At 72.5% G+C, this 16271-nt stretch carries 15 protein-coding genes; 9 read left to right on the forward strand and 6 right to left on the reverse strand.

Annotation, left to right across the window (positions count from 1 at the left end; translation table 11 throughout):
- Positions 1-962: IS110 family transposase (locus ACH4F2_RS19370; protein WP_398133927.1), on the reverse strand; the 962-nt coding region annotated here is incomplete at its 3' end.
- Between the two features lie 237 nt (positions 963-1199).
- On the opposite strand from ACH4F2_RS19370, the gene ACH4F2_RS19375 reads away from it, so the two are divergent.
- From ACH4F2_RS19375 to ACH4F2_RS19395, 5 genes are all read left to right on the forward strand, one after another.
- Entirely contained in the window at positions 1200-3239 is a 2040-nt protein-coding gene (locus tag ACH4F2_RS19375) for a bifunctional aldolase/short-chain dehydrogenase (protein ID WP_398133928.1), read from the forward strand.
- Positions 3236-4690 (forward strand): rhamnulokinase family protein, encoded by a 1455-nt coding sequence (locus ACH4F2_RS19380; RefSeq protein ID WP_398133929.1) that lies wholly within the window; start codon positions 3236-3238, stop codon positions 4688-4690. Before ACH4F2_RS19375 ends, ACH4F2_RS19380 begins: the two co-directional genes overlap by 4 nt.
- Before the next feature lie 90 nt (positions 4691-4780).
- A complete protein-coding gene (locus tag ACH4F2_RS19385) occupies positions 4781-5536 on the forward strand; it encodes a (Fe-S)-binding protein (RefSeq protein ID WP_398133930.1) in 756 nt (251 codons plus the stop codon).
- Entirely contained in the window at positions 5533-7011 is a 1479-nt protein-coding gene (locus ACH4F2_RS19390; protein WP_398133931.1) for a LutB/LldF family L-lactate oxidation iron-sulfur protein, read from the forward strand. The genes ACH4F2_RS19385 and ACH4F2_RS19390 overlap by 4 nt, the downstream gene beginning before the upstream one ends.
- Positions 7008-7652: a lactate utilization protein C gene (locus tag ACH4F2_RS19395; RefSeq protein WP_398133932.1), complete on the forward strand. Its 645-nt coding sequence runs from the start codon at positions 7008-7010 to the stop codon at positions 7650-7652. The genes ACH4F2_RS19390 and ACH4F2_RS19395 overlap by 4 nt, the downstream gene beginning before the upstream one ends.
- Positions 7653-7661: 9 nt before the next feature.
- Here the strand turns inward: ACH4F2_RS19395 and ACH4F2_RS19400 are convergent, their stop codons facing one another.
- Positions 7662-8312, reverse strand: coding sequence for a hypothetical protein (locus tag ACH4F2_RS19400; protein WP_398133933.1), 651 nt, complete (start codon positions 8310-8312; stop codon positions 7662-7664).
- Positions 8313-8458: 146 nt separating this feature from the next.
- Between ACH4F2_RS19400 and ACH4F2_RS19405 the strand changes: the two genes are divergently transcribed.
- Both ACH4F2_RS19405 and ACH4F2_RS19410 read left to right on the forward strand, forming a co-directional pair.
- Positions 8459-9244 carry an ABC transporter ATP-binding protein gene (locus tag ACH4F2_RS19405; RefSeq protein ID WP_398134096.1) on the forward strand — a complete coding sequence of 262 codons (786 nt, stop codon included), beginning with the start codon at positions 8459-8461 and terminating at the stop codon, positions 9242-9244.
- 3 nt (positions 9245-9247) lie between these two features.
- Complete coding sequence (locus tag ACH4F2_RS19410) at positions 9248-10558, forward strand: FtsX-like permease family protein (protein ID WP_398133934.1); 1311 nt, start codon at positions 9248-9250, stop codon at positions 10556-10558.
- 86 nt (positions 10559-10644) lie between these two features.
- Here the strand turns inward: ACH4F2_RS19410 and ACH4F2_RS19415 are convergent, their stop codons facing one another.
- From ACH4F2_RS19415 to ACH4F2_RS19425, 3 genes are all read right to left on the reverse strand, one after another.
- The gene (locus tag ACH4F2_RS19415; RefSeq protein WP_398133935.1) at positions 10645-11004 is read right to left on the reverse strand and encodes a cupin domain-containing protein; all 360 of its coding nucleotides are present in this window, start codon (positions 11002-11004) and stop codon (positions 10645-10647) included.
- A 79-nt stretch (positions 11005-11083) separates the two neighbouring features.
- The gene (locus ACH4F2_RS19420; RefSeq protein WP_398133936.1) at positions 11084-12061 is read right to left on the reverse strand and encodes a pyridoxal-phosphate dependent enzyme; all 978 of its coding nucleotides are present in this window, start codon (positions 12059-12061) and stop codon (positions 11084-11086) included.
- Positions 12058-12774, reverse strand: coding sequence for a transcriptional regulator (locus tag ACH4F2_RS19425; RefSeq protein WP_398133937.1), 717 nt, complete (start codon positions 12772-12774; stop codon positions 12058-12060). The genes ACH4F2_RS19420 and ACH4F2_RS19425 overlap by 4 nt, the downstream gene beginning before the upstream one ends.
- Before the next feature lie 331 nt (positions 12775-13105).
- On the opposite strand from ACH4F2_RS19425, the gene ACH4F2_RS19430 reads away from it, so the two are divergent.
- Positions 13106-13906 carry a class I SAM-dependent DNA methyltransferase gene (locus tag ACH4F2_RS19430; protein ID WP_398133938.1) on the forward strand — a complete coding sequence of 267 codons (801 nt, stop codon included), beginning with the start codon at positions 13106-13108 and terminating at the stop codon, positions 13904-13906.
- Between the two features lie 51 nt (positions 13907-13957).
- On the opposite strand, the gene ACH4F2_RS19435 is transcribed toward ACH4F2_RS19430, so the two are convergent.
- A complete protein-coding gene (locus ACH4F2_RS19435) occupies positions 13958-14263 on the reverse strand; it encodes a hypothetical protein (RefSeq protein ID WP_398133939.1) in 306 nt (101 codons plus the stop codon).
- 330 nt (positions 14264-14593) lie between these two features.
- Here ACH4F2_RS19435 and ACH4F2_RS19440 point away from each other — a divergent pair, with 330 nt between their 5' ends.
- A complete protein-coding gene (locus ACH4F2_RS19440) occupies positions 14594-16255 on the forward strand; it encodes an alkaline phosphatase D family protein (protein WP_398134097.1) in 1662 nt (553 codons plus the stop codon).
- The last annotated feature ends 16 nt before the right edge of the window (positions 16256-16271 follow it).

A 16271-nucleotide genomic window follows, 5' to 3' on the forward strand; every position in this document is an offset into this window, starting at 1 on the left:
CTGCGCAGGTTGCCGCTGACGCGGCCGGAGTCGCGAGGCCGTGGGGCAAGGCCGGCGAAGCCGGCCAGTCGGTCGGCGCTGCCGAAGGCATCCATGTCACCGCCGGTCGCGGCGATGAATTCGGCGCCGAGCTTGGCCCCCATGCCGGGCAGGCTGCGGATCACCTCGGCGTGAGGATGCTCGCGAAACTTGGCCTCTATCAGGGCGTCGAGCTCGGCGATCTCCTCATCGAGGGCCATCACCCCCTTCGCGAGGCGGACCACCATGGCGGCAGCCAGCTTCTCGCCGGGCAGCGCGGTCTGCTGGGCTTGGGCGGCCTCCACGGCCGTCTTCGCGAGTGCGGCGGCACTCCGGACCTTGCGGTTCTTCAGCCAGGTCTCGATGCGCTTGACGCCGGCGCGACGGATTGCGGCCGGGGTCTGGTAGCCGGTCAGCAGCACGATCGGCCCCTTGTTGACCAGGTCCAGGGATCGCTCCAACGCAGGAAATATCTCGAGGAGTTGGGCCCGGAGACGGTTGATCTGTCGGGTGCGGTCGAAGACCACGTCCAGGCGCCGGTTGCTCAGCGTGCGCAGGTCGACGGCGACCTCGTCACCGGGCCGCAGCAGGCCGACGTCGCGGCGGACGCGTGCCTGGTCGGCGATGACGAAGGCGTCCTTCGCGTCCGTCTTGCCCTCGCCCTTGTAGGTGGCCGACGCTCGGTGGACTGCCAGGCCGGTCAGACAGGCCATGGGCTGGCCGTGGTTGAGGAGCAGGCCGATCAGCAGGGCGGCACCACCGTGGTTGAGGTCGACGGCCCACAACACGTCGGTGGATATCGCCAGGACGTCACCGAGGAGCTGGAGCAGCTCGCTCTCGTCGTTGAGGACCCGGCGCGACAGCAGCCGTTCACCGTCCGCGTTGATCACCACACAGTGGTGATGTTCCTTGCCGATGTCCACTCCGGCCCAAATCTCGGGCACGGTCACCTCCGCCGGCTCGCCGTCTCACCTGTCACCCGCAGACGACCTCGCCGACGTCGTCCTACAGCAGCGATCGGGTCGCGTCTCCCAATTGGCGGTCGAGTCGTCGCGGGGTTCCGGGCGGCCAAGTCCTTTGAGCCTTGCCAACGGCGCCGCCATGACAGCCATACCCAGAACCCCTGGGCCCTCCGATCTTACGAATGACCAGAGCAACCACCCTTGAAAGGTAGGACTGTCATGACATCCCACCCCGAAGCCGACGCCCTCCTCGCCCGTTCCCACCGGCTCGGCGCCGACCCCCGCAACACCAACTACGCCGGCGGCAACGCCTCCGCCAAAGGCACCGAGACCGACCCCGTCACCGGAGGTGATGTGGAGCTGATGTGGGTCAAGGGCTCCGGCGGCGACCTGGGCACCCTCACCGGGGCTGGGCTGGCCGTGTTGCGGCTGGACCGGATGCGGGCGCTCAAGGACGTCTATCCGGGCGTCGAGCGCGAGGACGAGATGGTCGCCGCCTTCGACTACTGCCTGCACGGCAAGGGCGGTGCGGCGCCCTCGATCGACACGGCGATGCACGGGCTCGTCGAGGCCGCGCACGTCGACCACCTCCACCCCGATTCCGGCATCGCGCTGGCCTGTGCGGCGGACGGCGAGAAGCTGACCGCCGAGTGCTTCGGCGACACGGTGGTGTGGGTGCCGTGGCGGCGGCCCGGTTTCCAGCTGGGGCTGGACATCGCGGCGGTGAAGGAGGCCAACCCGCAGGCCGTCGGGTGCGTGCTCGGCGGGCACGGCATCACGGCGTGGGGCGACACCTCCGAGGAGTGCGAGCGCAACTCGCTGCACATCATCCGCACCGCCGAGGCCTTCCTCGCCGAGCGCGGGCGGCCGGAGCCGTTCGGCGCGGTGCTGGACGGGTACGGGGCGCTCCCCGAGGCCGAGCGGCGGGAGCGGGCCGCGGCGCTGGCACCGTACGTCCGCGGCCTCGCCTCCCAGGACCGGCCGCAGGTCGGGCACTTCACCGACGCCGACGTGGTGCTGGACTTCCTCGCGCGTGCGGAGCATCCGCGGCTCGCCGCGCTCGGCACCTCCTGCCCCGACCACTTCCTGCGCACCAAGGTGCGGCCCCTGGTCCTGGACCTGCCGCCGACCGCGCCCCTGGAGGAGACGGTCACCCGGCTGAAGGAACTGCACGCCGCCTACCGCGAGGAGTACGCCGCCTACTACCACCGGCACGCGGTGCCCGACTCGCCCGCGATGCGCGGCGCCGACCCGGCGATCGTGCTGGTGCCGGGCGTGGGCATGTTCAGCTTCGGCAAGGACAAGCAGACCGCCCGGGTGGCCGGCGAGTTCTACGTCAACGCGATCAACGTGATGCGCGGGGCGGAGGCGGTGTCGACGTACGCGCCGATCGAGGAGTCGGAGAAGTTCCGCATCGAGTACTGGGCGCTGGAGGAGGCCAAGCTCCAGCGGATGCCGAAGCCCAAGCCGCTGGCGACGCGCGTCGCCCTGGTCACCGGCGCGGGCAGCGGGATCGGGAAGGCCATCGCGCGGCGGCTGGCCGCCGAGGGCGCGTGCGTGGTCGTGGCCGACCTGAACGCCGAGAACGCGGCGCGGGTGGCCGAGGAGCTGGGCGGGGCGGACAAGGCCGTCGCCGTGACCGTCGACGTCACGTCCGAGGAGCAGATCGCCGAGGCCTTCCGGGCGGCCGTCCTCGCCTTCGGCGGCGTCGACCTGGTCGTCAACAACGCGGGCATCTCCATCTCCAAGCCGCTGCTGGAGACGACGGCCGGGGACTGGGACCTCCAGCACGACATCATGGCCCGCGGCTCGTTCCTCGTCTCGCGCGAGGCGGCACGGGTGATGACCGCGCAGGAACTGGGTGGCGACATCGTCTACATCGCCTCGAAGAACGCCGTCTTCGCCGGCCCGAACAACATCGCCTACTCCGCCACCAAGGCCGACCAGGCCCACCAGGTGCGCCTCCTCGCCGCCGAGCTGGGTGAGCACGGCATCCGCGTCAACGGCGTCAACCCGGACGGTGTGGTGCGCGGTTCGGGCATCTTCGCGGGCGGCTGGGGCGCCAAGCGCGCGGCCGTGTACGGGGTGCCGGAGGAGAAGCTGGGCGAGTTCTACGCGCAGCGGACGCTGCTCAAGCGCGAGGTGCTGCCCGAGCACGTCGCGAACGCCGTGTTCGCGCTGACCGGCGGCGACCTGACCCACACCACCGGCCTGCACATCCCGGTCGACGCCGGCGTCGCCGCCGCGTTCCTGCGATGAGCGCCGCCGTGGACGTCAAGTCGTACGCCGCGGTCGACCTCGGCGCGTCCAGCGGGCGCGTCATGGTCGGCCGCGTCGACCCGGACAGCCTGGAGCTGACCGAGGCGCACCGCTTCCCCAACCGGCCGGTCCGTACGCCCGAGGGGCTGCGCTGGGACATCCTGGCCCTGTACGCCGGTGTCCTGGAGGGGCTGCGCGCGGCGGGCCCGGTGGACTCGGTCGGCGTCGACAGCTGGGCCGTCGACCACGGCCTCCTGGACGCCGACGGGGCACTGCTCGGCAACCCCGTGCACTACCGCGACGCCCGCACCGAGGGCGTCGCGGAGAAGGTGTGGGCCACGCTGCCCGCCGGGGAGCTGTACGCGACGACCGGGTTGCAGCACGCGCCCTTCAACACCCTGTACCAGCTCGTCGCCGCCCGCGGCACGGCCCAGTTCGCCCAGGCCCGGCGGCTGTTGCTGATACCGGACCTGCTGACGTACTGGCTGACGGGCGAGCAGGGCACGGAGCTGACCAACGCCTCCACCACCCAGCTGATCGACCCCCGAACCCGCGACTGGTCGCACGACGTCGCGGACCGGCTCGGGATCGACCTGGGCCTGTTCGCGCCGCTGCGCCGGCCCGGTGACCCGGCAGGTGTGCTGCGGCCGGCCGTGCTGGAGGAGACGGGGCTGGCGGGGCCCGTGGCGGTGACGGCGGTCGGTTCGCACGACACCGCCTCCGCGGTGGCCGCCGTCCCGGCCTCGGGCGAGCGGTTCGCGTACATCTGCACCGGCACCTGGTCACTGGCCGGTCTGGAGCTGACCGCTCCGGTGCTGACCGAGGAGAGCCGCGCCGCCAACTTCACCAACGAACTCGGTCTGGACGGCACGGTCCGGTACCTGCGCAACATCATGGGGCTGTGGCTGCTCCAGGAGTGCGTACGGGCCTGGGGTGAGCCGGACCTGGGCGGGCTGCTGCTCGCGGCGGCCCGGGTGCCGGCGCTGCGGTCGGTGGTGGACGCGGGTGACGCGGCGTTCCTGGCGCCGGGCCGGATGCCGGAACGGATCACCGAGGCGTGCCGTGCCTCGGGGCAGCCGGTGCCCGAGACGCCCGCCGAGGTGACCCGCTGCATCCTCGACTCGCTGGCGCTGGCCCACCGCAGGGCCGTCGAGGACGCCCAGCGGCTCGCCGGGCACCCGGTCGACGTCGTCCACGTCGTCGGCGGCGGCACCCGCAACGCACTGCTGTGCCAGCTGACCGCCGACGCCTGCGGGATGCCGGTGGTGGCGGGGCCGACGGAGGCCGCCGCTCTCGGCAACGTCCTCGTGCAGGCCCGCTCCCACGGGCTGGTCGGCGACCTGCCCGCAATGCGCCGACTGCTGGTGCGCACCCAGTCGTTGACCCGGTACGAGCCGCGCGGCGACACGGCGCGCTGGCGGGCGGCCGAGGCCCGACTCGCCGACCGGTGAACAGGGTCTCCCCCGGCTCCGGTATGCCGACTACCCTGCGTTTCATCCGATGATCAAGATGTTCGAGCCGACCGATCACAAGGAGCCGCGATGCGTGTCGCCCTGTTCCTGACCTGCGTCAACGACACGCTCTATCCGGACACCGGCCGTGCCGTGGTGAAGCTGCTGACCAGACTGGGCGTCGAGGTCGACTTCCCGATGGCCCAGACCTGCTGCGGGCAGGCGCACTACAACACCGGTTACCGCCACGAGGCGGAGCCGCTGGCCCGGCACTTCTCAGAGGTCTTCGGGGACTACGAGGCGATCGTGACGCCGTCGGGCTCGTGCGGCGCGATGGTGCGGGAGCTGTATCCCCGCATGGGCGAACGGGCGCGGGCGGAGGGGCGCGGGGACACGCTCGCGGCCGCCCTGGCGCCCGTGGTGCCGAAGACGTACGAGCTGACGGAGTTCCTCGTGGACGTGCTGGGGGTGACGGACGTGGGGGCGTACTACCCGCACACCGTGACGTACCACCCTACCTGCCACGGGCTGCGGAGCCTCGGTCTCGGCGACCGGCCCCGGCGGCTGCTGGAGGCGGTGAAGGGGCTGGAGCTGGTCGAGTTGCCGGGCGCGCAGGAGTGCTGCGGCTTCGGCGGCACCTTCGCCGTGAAGAACTCCGACGTGTCGGCGGCGATGGGCGCGGACAAGGTGCGCAACGCCGAGTCCACCGGCGCCGAAGTGCTCTGCGCGGCCGACAACTCCTGTCTGATGCACATCGGCGGGACCATGACGCGGCTGCGGACGGGCATGCGGCCGGTGCACATCGCGGAGATCCTGGCGGGCACGGAGGAGGCGGTGACCGTATGAGCGGCACGTATCTGGGGATGCCTGCCTTCCCCGAGGCGGCGCGCGCGGCCGTGCGCAATCCGACGCTGCGCGGGAATCTGCGCCACGCCACGCACACCATCCGGGACAAGCGGGCCCGCGCGGTCGCGGAGCTGGACGACTGGGCGGCGCTGCGCGAGGCCGGGAAGCGCATCAAGGACCACACGCTGCGCCACCTGGACCGGTACCTGGTGCAGGTGGAGGAGGCGGTCACGGCGGCCGGCGGGACCGTGCACTGGGCCGCCGACGCCGACGAGGCCAACGAGATCGTCGTCCGGCTGGTCAAGGAGACCGCCGAGCGTGAGGTCGTCAAGGTCAAGTCGATGGCGACGCAGGAGATCGGTCTCAACGAGGCTCTCGAGGCGGAGGGCATCCACGCCTACGAGACGGACCTCGCCGAACTGATCGTGCAGTTGGGCAAGGACCGGCCCTCGCACATCCTGGTGCCCGCGATCCACCGCAACCGCGGCGAGATCCGGGACATCTTCCGCTCCGAGATGAGCGAGTGGGGCCGCCCCGCACCCGAGGGACTCACCGACACGCCCGCCGAGCTCGCGGAGGCGGCACGGCTGCACCTGCGGGAGAAGTTCCTGCGGGCCAAGGTCGGCGTCTCCGGCGCCAACTTCATGGTCGCCGAGACCGGCACGCTCGTGGTCGTGGAGTCCGAGGGCAACGGGCGGATGTGCCTGACCCTGCCCGAGACGCTGATCTCGGTCGTCGGCATCGAGAAGATCGTGCCGAGGTGGCAGGACCTGGAGGTCTTCCTCCAGACACTCCCCCGCTCCTCGACGGCCGAGCGCATGAACCCGTACACGTCCATGTGGACCGGCACCACCGACGAGGACGGCCCGCGCACGTTCCACCTCGTCCTGCTGGACAACGGCCGCACCGACACCCTCGCCGACGAGGTCGGCCGGCAGGCGCTGCGCTGCATCCGCTGCTCGGCGTGCCTGAACGTCTGCCCGGTGTACGAGCGGGCGGGCGGGCACGCCTACGGCTCGGTGTACCCGGGTCCGATCGGCGCCATCCTCAGCCCTCAACTGCGGGGCACGGGCAGCGCGATCGACGCCAGCCTGCCGTACGCGTCGTCGCTGTGCGGCGCCTGCTACGAGGTGTGCCCGGTCGCCATCGACATCCCCGAGGTACTGGTGCACCTGCGGGAGCGGGTGGTGCAGGGCGGGCCGGCCGTGCGGCAGGGCAACAGGGTCGTCCTGAAACCGGCGAAGGGGCATGCCGCCGAGCGGGCGGCGATGCGCGCGGCGCAGTGGGCGTTCACGCGTCCGGGCGCGCTGCGGGCCGGCCAGCGGCTGGCCTCGCGCACCCGCCGCCTCCATCCGCGCACGCTCCCGGGACCGGGCCGCGCGTGGAGCGGCAGCCGGGACCTTCCCGAGGTGCCCGCGGAGCCGTTCCGGGACTGGTGGCAGCGCACGCACGGCGGAAAGGACGGGGCGAAGTGAGCAGCAGGGAACGCATCCTCGGCCGGGTGCGACGCGCCCTCGCGGACGTACCGCGGGACGACCCGGCGTACGAGCGGGCCGTCCCGCGGGACTACCTGCGCGAGCACGGGCAGCGGACCGTCGCCCAGAGGGTGGATCTGCTCGCCGAGAACCTGGCGGACTACCGGGCGATCGTGCACCGGTGCGCGGACGAGCAGTTGCCCGGGCTGCTGACGCGGCTCCTGGCCGCACGCGGCTCGCGGAGCGTGGTGGTTCCGCCCGGGTTGCCGCCGGGCTGGCTGCGGGGGGTCGGCGTGCCCCTCGTCCAGGACAGGGCGGCTAGCACCCCGCACGAACTCGACCGGGTCGACAGCGTGGTCACGGGCTGCGCGGTCGCCGTCGCCGAGACGGGAACGATCGTGCTGGACGGCTCCCCCGACCAGGGCCGCCGCCGCATCACCCTCGTCCCGGACCACCACATCTGCGTGGTACGGGTGCCGGACCAGGTGGTGTCCGCCGTGCCACAGGCCCTCGAACGCCTGGATCCGGCCCGTCCGTCGACCTGGATCTCCGGTCCGTCGGCGACCAGTGACATCGAGCTGGACCGGGTCGAGGGGGTGCACGGTCCGCGCACCCTGGAGGTGGTGCTGGTGGAGGGGTGAGCGAAGCACTCAGTCGGCCTCTTCCAGGACCACCGAGTCGAGCGTGCCTTCCACGATCCGATGCCGGGGCAGCGACAGTCCGAAGACCTGACCGAGGACGTCCAGCGAGGAGCGGTGTACGGCCTCCAGGTCGTCGGCGTCCTCCTCCGGGAGTCCGACGGCCGCGAGCATCGCCTCGATCCGGCGCGACAGCTCGGGGTCCCCGTCGACGCCGTCGTAGCCCCAGGAGTGGTCCAGGTGCAGGTTGAAACCGCACCCGAACGTCTCGTCGCGGTAGTACGCGAACTGGGGCGGCACCGGTTTGCCGTTCTCCTCCTCGTACTCGAGGTGGAAGAGGCGGGCGCCACCGCGTGAGACCGCCGACAGGTTCTCCAGCGCGCCCGGCCAGCCGCCGTAGCAGACCACGAACGACCAGTCGCCGTCCCGTCCGAACCGCAGGGCGATCCCTTCCCGGACGTCACCGAAGTCCTCCTCCAGCGTCTCGTTGACCTGCTGCCCGGTCAGCTCGCCGGCAGGGCAGGCCGTCCGCCGCGTCCGGAAGGCGCTCTCGGCGATGCGCGACACCAGTTCCTCGGCGGCCAGTTCCCGGGACATCAGCACGCTGTGACCACTGAAGTCGATGCACTGGGGTTCGGCGAGCCACGTTATTGCGTCCGTCATGGCGGCCATCGTGGCGCACGCGGGGCCGGGGTGTCACTGAGTACACCCCTCGATACGGGTTCTGCGCCCAGTGTGGCCCGGCGCCGGACTCCGTAGCGTCGTCGGCGAGGCACCGCACAGGGCGTGCCGCACGGAGGGTGATGACGATGTTTCGCACCGGCGCACGAGGCGGCCACGACCAGGGCCCCGCCCCCGAAGCGCTCCGGCTCGTCGGGGTGACCCGGACCTACGGCACCGCAGGCAACGCCGTGACCGCGCTGGACGGGGTGACGCTGAGCCTGGGGCGGGGCACGTTCACCGCGGTGATGGGACCGTCGGGTTCGGGCAAGTCCACGCTGCTGCAGTGCGCGGCGGGTCTGGACCGGCCGGACAGCGGCATCGTGTGCGTGGACGGCACCGAGCTGACGGGAGGCGGCGAGGCGGAGCTGACGCGGTTCCGGCGCGGCCGGGTCGGGTTCGTCTTCCAGCAGTACAACCTGCTGGAGACGCTGACGGTCGCGCAGAACACGGTGCTGCCGCTCAAGCTCGCCGGACGCCGCGTCGACCGCAGGCGGGCCCGCGAGATCCTGACCGCGGTCGGCCTGGGAGACCGGCTCGGACACCGTCCCGACCAGCTTTCCGGAGGTCAGCGGCAGCGGGTGGCGATCGCCCGTGCCCTGGTCACCGAGCCCCGGGTGATCTTCGCGGACGAGCCGACGGGCGCGCTGGACACGCGCAGCGCACGGCAGGTGATGCTGCTGTTGCGGGAGGCGGTGCGGGTGCACGGACGGACCGTGGTCATGGTGACGCACGATCCGGTCGCCGCCTCGTACGCCGACTCGGTCGTCTTCCTCGCCGACGGACGGCTGGCGGGGCGGATGGACACCCCGACCCCGGACGCGGTCGCGGAGCGGCTGGCGCACCTGGGCGACGACGTGCCGGCGGGGGTGTGAGCGATGTTCGTACTGGCCCTGCGGTCGATCCGGCACCGTCCCGGACGGTTCCTCGCGACGCTGCTGTCCGCCTTCCTGGGAGCGGCGATCATCATGGTGTTCAACTCGATGCACGACACGGCCGGGCAGGGCGGGGTGGACCCGGTCAGCTCGGAGACGCTGGGTACGGCGGCGGGGGTCGTCGGCGGTTACGGGACCCTGCTGGTGTTCTTCGCGGTGGCCTCGACGCTGACGGTCAACGTGCGGCAGCGCAGCGCCGAGCTGGAACTGCTGCGCTGCTCGGGGGCGACCCCGGCGCAGATCAGGCGGATGGTCGTGGGCGAGGCGGTGGCCGTGGCCCTGCTGGGCGCGGCGCTGGCCGCCGGCCCGGCGATGCCCGGCGGGCGGGCACTGCTGGGGATGTTCCAGGACGGCGGCCAGGTGGCGGAGTCCGTCGAGTACTCCTTCGGCCCGATCGCGCTGCTGAGCGGCATGGGCATCACGCTGACCGCGTCGGCGGGCGCCGCTTTCCTGGCGGTGCGGCGCCTGACGCGGGGCGGCCGGCAGCGGACCGGTGCCAAGCGGTTCCTGGCCTGCGCCGCGCTGGCCACCGGCGCGGCGGGAGCCTGCGCCTCCTTCCTGTTCTCCGCGACGGACGAGGCGCTGATGGCACCGCCGGCCTACGGGGCGATCCTGCTGTCGGTGGGCTTCGCGCTGCTGTCGCCGCGACTGCTGCGGGGCGTGCTCGCCCGGCTGCCGCTGAGCGGCGCGAGCGGCTGGCTGGCCGTGTGCAACCTGCGCGAGCGGGCCGATCACCTCGCCGGGATCCTGATGTCGCTGATCATGTTCACGGCGGTGTCGACGGCGACGCTGACCATGCAGGCGGTGGAGAGCGACGCGGTGAAGGCCTCCGGTCTGGTCAAGTCCGTCGACGCCAAGAACCTGGAGACGCTCAACCTGACGGTCGTCGGCATCATCGCGGTGTTCGTCTGTGTGATGCTGGTCAACTCGCTGTACGCGGCGACGACGTACCGCTCCCGTGAGTTCGGGCAGCAGCGGCTCGCGGGGGCGACTCCCGCGCAGGTGCTGGGCGTGGTCGGCGCCGAAGGGGCGATCCTGACGGTCACGGGGGTGTTCTTCGGCACGGTGGCCGCGCTGGCCGGAGTCGTTCCGTTCACGGTCGTCCGTACCGACGCGGTGCTGCCGGACCAGTTCGCCGGCGTGTGGCTCGCGATGGTGGCGGTGTCGGCGGCGGTGACGCTGGGGACGAGTCTGGCGACGGCCCGGCGGGTGCTGCGGACACCGGCGGTGGGAGCGGTGGCCCTGGCGGCGTGAGGGCTGGTGGGAGGGGGCGGCCGTCGTTGCGGTCGCCCCCTCCTCTCGTCGTGCACGGTTGTTCGCGTGACGCGCCGGTTCGCCGCCTAGTCGGCCTTGGCGTAGTCCCTGGCCATACCTCCGGCGAAGTCGTGGACCACACACTGTTCGTCGCTCACCACCCAGGCGTCGTGCCCGGGCGAGCAGACGAAGACGTCGCCGGGGCCCACCTCGCTCTCGGCGCCGTCGTCCATGCGGATGCGCATGCGGCCCCGGACGACGTAGCCGTTGTGGTGGACCTGGCAGCTGTCGGTGCCCGCGAGCGGCGCCACGGACTCCGACCAGTGCCAGCCCGGCTCGAAGGTGGCCACGGCGAAGTCGAGGCCCTCCATGTGCACGGCCTCGATGTGTCCCCGGGGAAAATCACGCCGCTCGTCCGGCTTGTCCAGCGTCTTGACGTCGAGCATGACGCTCCTCCTTTCCCTGCCTCCACCATCCCATCGTCCACCTGTCAACTCGGCACCGCCATCCGGGGACGGCGCGGTCTCAGCCCGGCGTGCCGCACAGTCGGGCGAAACGTCCGGCGTCCACGTTGCCGCCGGAGAGGATCACGCCGACACGGCCGGACAGCGGGCCGGCACGGCCGGTGAGGAGGGCGGCCAGCGGGGTGGCGCCGCTCGGTTCGAGTACGGTCTTCAGCCGCTCGAAGGCGAACCGCATCGCGTCCCTGATCTCGTCGTCGGAGACCAGCACGATCCCGTCGAGCAGTCGCCGGTTGAGGGAGAAGGTCAGCTCGCCGGGGGTGGGCAGGGCCTGGCCGTCGGCGATGGTGTGCGGGACCGGGACGGTGACGCGCCGCCCCGCCTCCAGGGAGCGCCTGGTGTCGTCGCCGGCCTCCGGCTCGACGCCGAGCACCCGGGTACCGGCGTGCAGGCCCTTGACGGCGGTGGCGCTCCCGGCGATCAGTCCACCGCCGCCGACCGGTGTGATCAGCGCGTCCAGCCGCCCCGTCTCCTCGACGAGTTCGAGGGCGGCGGTGCCCTGTCCGGCGATGACGTGCGGGTGCTCGTAGGGCGGGATCAGGCTCAGCCCGCGTTCGGCGGCCAGGGCCTCGGCGAGGGCGACGCGGTCGCCTGTGTAGCGGTCGTAGGTGACGATCTCGGCGCCGTAGCCGGCGGTGGCCGCCCGCTTGGAGGGCGGCGCGTCCTCGGGCATGACGATCACGGCGGTGGTGCCCAGCTCGCGCGCGGCCAGGGCGACCGCCTGGGCGTGGTTCCCGGAGGAATAGGCGGCGATGCCGCGGGACAACTGCTCCGGCGTGAGCCGGGAGGCCGCGTTGTAGGCGCCGCGGAACTTGAAGGCGCCCACCCGCTGGAGGTTCTCGCACTTGAGGAGGACCTCGGCGCCGACGAGGGCGTCCAGGGTGCGTGAGCGCAGCACCGGGGTGCGGTGCGCGACGCCTCGGAGTCGGGCGGCGGCGGAACGGACGTCGTCGAGGGTGACCGGTGGGGTGGTGGTCGTCACGCGTCTCCTCCAGCGGGGTCGGCGGCCGGGCCGGTCGCGGCGCGGGCCTGGGAGAGGTAGCTGTAGGCGGAGGCCCGGGAGATGCCGAGCCGGGCGGCGACCTGCTCGACCGAGCGGCGTACGGCGAACACTCCGCGCCCGTCCAGGTCGCGGAAGAGTTCCAGGCGCCGCGCGCGGTCCAGTGCCGCCCAGCTGCTGTCCCGGCGCAGTGGGTGGGCGTCCACGATGGCGTCGACCACCGCGTCGATGTCGTCACCGAAGGCGGTCGCGGGCGGATCGGCCGGGGTGCCCGCGGCCCCGGCCAGGGCGCCGAGCAGGGCTTGGGCCCGGTCGACGGCGGTCACGTCCAGGTTGACGCACAGGGCGCCGAACACGGCCCCCGTGGAGTCACGCAGCACCATCGTGGAGGACTTCAGCAGGATGCCGTCGCCAGTCCGGGTGACGTAGTTCAGCTCGTCCCGGGCCTCGTCGCCGCGGGCCAGGACGCGCATGCCGATCTCGCTCATCGCCCCGCCCACCGTCCGTCCGGTCACCGAGCCGGCGACGGCCACGACCGACCGCTCGGGGCGCCGGTAGTCGTGCAGGACCACCTCGCAGACCGGGCCGAACGTCGCCGCGATGCCGTCGACGACGGGGCGCAACGCGGCGAGGACGGCGTCCCGTTCGGCGTCCCGTTCGGCGTTCCGTTCGGCGTCCGGGGTCGGTTCGCTCACCAGGTGTCTCCTTGTCGGGCCTGCCAGTGATCCTAGACTACACGTCCAACTTTTGGACTGTCAGTCCATTTGGATTCCTTGAGCGCGGCAGGCCGAGCTCGCGCCCGGACGGGTGTGCCACGGACCGGGCCGCCCCGACCGTCCGGGCGCGAGCCGAAGGAGTGCATGGACCGGCACGGCTGCGCCGCCGGCTCGGACCCGCACGGCCCTCCTCGGGGGCCCCGCCCTCCGACTCACCGTCCGTCACGGTCCTCCTGCCGCGCCGCCGGGTCTGACACCCTCTCGGCATCCTCCTCACCGCCCCACCCCTCACACGGAGGTCGGTCCGCTCATGCCCAAGGACGCCGAGTCCCCGAAGAAACTGCGCAGCAACCGCGCCGCTCTCACCCACAAGGTCGGGTACGCGCTGCGCCACCCCGAACGCGTGGGCCCCTACGTCCGCCGGGCCGGCCGGGACGCGTGGCTGCGGATCAAGCACCCGGACCACGTCGGTTACTACCGGGCCGTGATGGCCTCCGACACCCGCCGCAACCCCGAGGCCGCGGTCGGCAGCCAGACCCACGACCGGTGGCTGGCGCTCGGGCAGATGCAGTTCGAGTACCTCGTCGAGCACGGGCTGCGCCCCGAGCACCGCATGCTCGACATCGGCTGCGGCAACCTGCGCGGCGGCTGGCGCTTCATCGACCACCTCGACACCGGCCACTACTACGGCATCGACATCTCGCCGGACACGCTGATCGCCGCCGGGAAGACCCTGAGCGAGCGCGGGCTCCAGGCCAAGCTCCCCCACCTGACCATCACCGGGGACCTCACACTGGACTTCCTGCCCGACGGCCACTTCGACGTCATCCACGCGCACAGCGTCTTCTCGCACTCGCCGCTGAGTGTCATCGACGAGTGTCTCGCCCACGTCGGCCGCGTCCTCACCGACACCGGGTTCTTCGACTTCACCTTCGACCGCACCGAGGGCACCGAACACCAGGTGCTCCGCGAGGACTTCTACTACCGCACCGACACCCTGCTCGCGCTGGCCCGCAGGCACGGTCTGCACGCGCGGTTCATGGAGGACTGGGAGACGCGGCCGCACGGCCAGTCCAAGATCCGCGTCAGCCGCTCGCCGCTGCCGTCGTAGACGGCGCGCCGAACAGCCGCGACGACCCGGGGCCGGACCGTCCGTCCGGCCCTACGGCCGCGGATCGGTGCGCCGCCAGCCGGGGCGGGCGTCCGCGCCCCGGCGGCCGGCCGCGGCCGCGCAGCGGGGGCAGACCCGGCGGACGGCGTCGGCCGCGCCGCCGGACTCGGGCAGTACGTCGGCCCAGGTGACGGCCGGGAAGCGGGACAGCTGCGAACGGTGGAGGGCGAGACCGCACACGGTCTGGTTCGTGCCCTGTTCCCAGGCGTGCACCTCGCCCGCCGGCAGCCAGCGGTTGTCGTCCTCGTCCCACCAGCGGCCGGAGGCCGCCACGTCGTAGCGCCGTGTCCTGGCCATCGGCTCCGCCCGCCGCCTTCCTCTCCCGTGTCCCCCACTCCTCACCCGTCCCGGGTGCCCCGGCGGAAAGGCGCCCACACGCGCGTACCTCCTCCTGTGTGATCACTCCGCAAGTCCTGACGGTTTCTACCGTTTCGTCTGCTTAGCATGCGGGGTCCGCGCATCGCGGGTCGGCGCCATCGCGCGACGGAACCCCGGCATGGACGGCGCACACCGGCTCGCCCGCAGCGAGTACCCCGTGCCGGCGTGCGTGGGGCGACCGCCCGGGGCCCACCCGGTTCCCCGTGCCGTTCGCCCATGGACCGCCCGCCCCGTACGAGAGGACAGCAGATGGCGCCCACGGGCCGTCACCGCGCACTGGCCGAGCACGCCTTCTCCCCGCACGACGCCGTGATGGGCGCCGCCGCCCGGCACCTCGGCCGCCGGCGTTTCCTCACCGTCACCGCGGCCGCCGCCGCGCTCGCCTTCTCCACCAACCTGCCGGCCCGCGGGGCGGTCGCCGCGCCCCTGCGGACCGCCCGGATCAGCAGCGACCCGTTCACCCTCGGCGTCGCCTCCGGTGATCCCCTGCCGGACTCGGTTCTGCTGTGGACCCGGCTGGCGCCGGAGCCGTTCCTGGAGGACGGCGGGATGGGCACGGAGCGGGTCACGGTCGAGTGGGAGGTGGCCCTGGACGAGAACTTCGCGACCGTCCTGTTCCGGGGGGCCGCCGAGGCACACGCCGAGTACGCCCACAGCGTGCACGTCGACGTCCTGGGCCTGGCGCCGGGCTCGGTGTACTACTACCGCTTCCGTACCGGTGCCTGGATCAGCCCGACGGGCCGCACCCGCACCGCACCGCCGGCGGGCAGCGCCACGTCGGCGCTGAGACTGGCGGCGGTGGCCTGCCAGGCCTACCAGGACGGCTACTACACGGTGCACCGGCACCTCGCCGAGGACGACGTCGACGTGGTCTTCCACCTCGGCGACTACCTGTACGAGTACGCGGTGAACCCGGCCGGCGGGGAGCGCCGCTACACCGACATCACACTGCCCGACGTGTTCAACCGCGAGACCATGACCCTCGCGGACTACCGGATGCGCTACGCGCTCTACAAGAGCGACGAGGACCTGCGGGCCGCGCACGCCGCGCACCCGTTCGTCGTCACCTGGGACGACCACGAGACCGAGAACAACTACGCCGACAGCATCCCGGAGAACGACATCCCGCCGGACCAGTTCCTGCTTCGGCGGGCGTCCGCCTACCGGGCGTACTGGGAGAACCAGCCGCTGCGCGCCGCCCAACTGCCCCAGGGGCCGGACGCACAGCTGTACCGCCGGCTGCACTGGGGCACGCTCGCCCAGTTCGACATCCTCGACACCCGGCAGTACCGCTCCGACCAGGCCTACGACGACCGGCCGCACGCCCCCGGGCCCGAGTCGGACGACCCGGCACGCACCATCACCGGCGCCGCGCAGGAGCGGTGGCTGCTCGACGGCTGGCAGAGCTCTGCCGCTCTGTGGAACATCATGCCCCAGCAGGTCTGCTTCTCCCAGCGCAAGTTCGACGTGACCGCCGACGCCGCGGTCTCGATGGACGCCTGGGACGGCTACCGCGCCTCACGCGAGAGGGTCGTCGCCGGGGCGAAGGCCGCCGGGGTCGAGAACTGGCTGATCCTCACCGGCGACGTGCACGTGGGCTACGCCCTCGACGTCAAGGACGACTTCGACGACCCCGCGTCCGCCACCCTCGGCACGGAGGTCACCTGCACGTCGGTGGCCAGCGGCCGGGACGGCGTGGAGCAGCCCGCCAACTGGGACCTGTACATGCGGGCCAACCCGCACATGAAGTTCTACAACGGCAAGCGCGGCTACGTCCGGGTCGGACTCGACCGCGAGGCCGCCCGTCTGGACTTCAGGACGGTCTCGGCGGTCAGCACGCCCGGCGCTCCCATCAGCACGGCCGCGTCCTTCGTCACCGAGGCGGGCGCCCCGGGGCTGGAACCCGCCTGATCCCGGGCCCGTGTGC

This window comes from Streptomyces sp. NPDC017890, assembly GCF_044328675.1.
Lineage (GTDB): Bacteria > Actinomycetota > Actinomycetes > Streptomycetales > Streptomycetaceae > Streptomyces.

Excerpts from the sequence above, each read along its gene's own strand:
- ACH4F2_RS19415 (WP_398133935.1), bottom strand. The coding sequence starts at position 11,004 with ATGCTCGACGTCAAGACGCTGGACAAGCCGGACGAGCGGCGTGATTTT.
- ACH4F2_RS19390 (WP_398133931.1), top strand. The coding sequence starts at position 5,533 with ATGAGCGGCACGTATCTGGGGATGCCTGCCTTCCCCGAGGCGGCGCGC.
- ACH4F2_RS19405 (WP_398134096.1), top strand. The coding sequence starts at position 8,459 with ATGTTTCGCACCGGCGCACGAGGCGGCCACGACCAGGGCCCCGCCCCC.
- ACH4F2_RS19400 (WP_398133933.1), bottom strand. The coding sequence starts at position 8,312 with ATGACGGACGCAATAACGTGGCTCGCCGAACCCCAGTGCATCGACTTC.
- ACH4F2_RS19440 (WP_398134097.1), top strand. The coding sequence starts at position 14,594 with ATGGCGCCCACGGGCCGTCACCGCGCACTGGCCGAGCACGCCTTCTCC.
- ACH4F2_RS19380 (WP_398133929.1), top strand. The coding sequence starts at position 3,236 with ATGAGCGCCGCCGTGGACGTCAAGTCGTACGCCGCGGTCGACCTCGGC.
- ACH4F2_RS19385 (WP_398133930.1), top strand. The coding sequence starts at position 4,781 with ATGCGTGTCGCCCTGTTCCTGACCTGCGTCAACGACACGCTCTATCCG.
- ACH4F2_RS19430 (WP_398133938.1), top strand. The coding sequence starts at position 13,106 with ATGCCCAAGGACGCCGAGTCCCCGAAGAAACTGCGCAGCAACCGCGCC.
- ACH4F2_RS19410 (WP_398133934.1), top strand. The coding sequence starts at position 9,248 with ATGTTCGTACTGGCCCTGCGGTCGATCCGGCACCGTCCCGGACGGTTC.
- ACH4F2_RS19375 (WP_398133928.1), top strand. The coding sequence starts at position 1,200 with ATGACATCCCACCCCGAAGCCGACGCCCTCCTCGCCCGTTCCCACCGG.
- ACH4F2_RS19435 (WP_398133939.1), bottom strand. The coding sequence starts at position 14,263 with ATGGCCAGGACACGGCGCTACGACGTGGCGGCCTCCGGCCGCTGGTGG.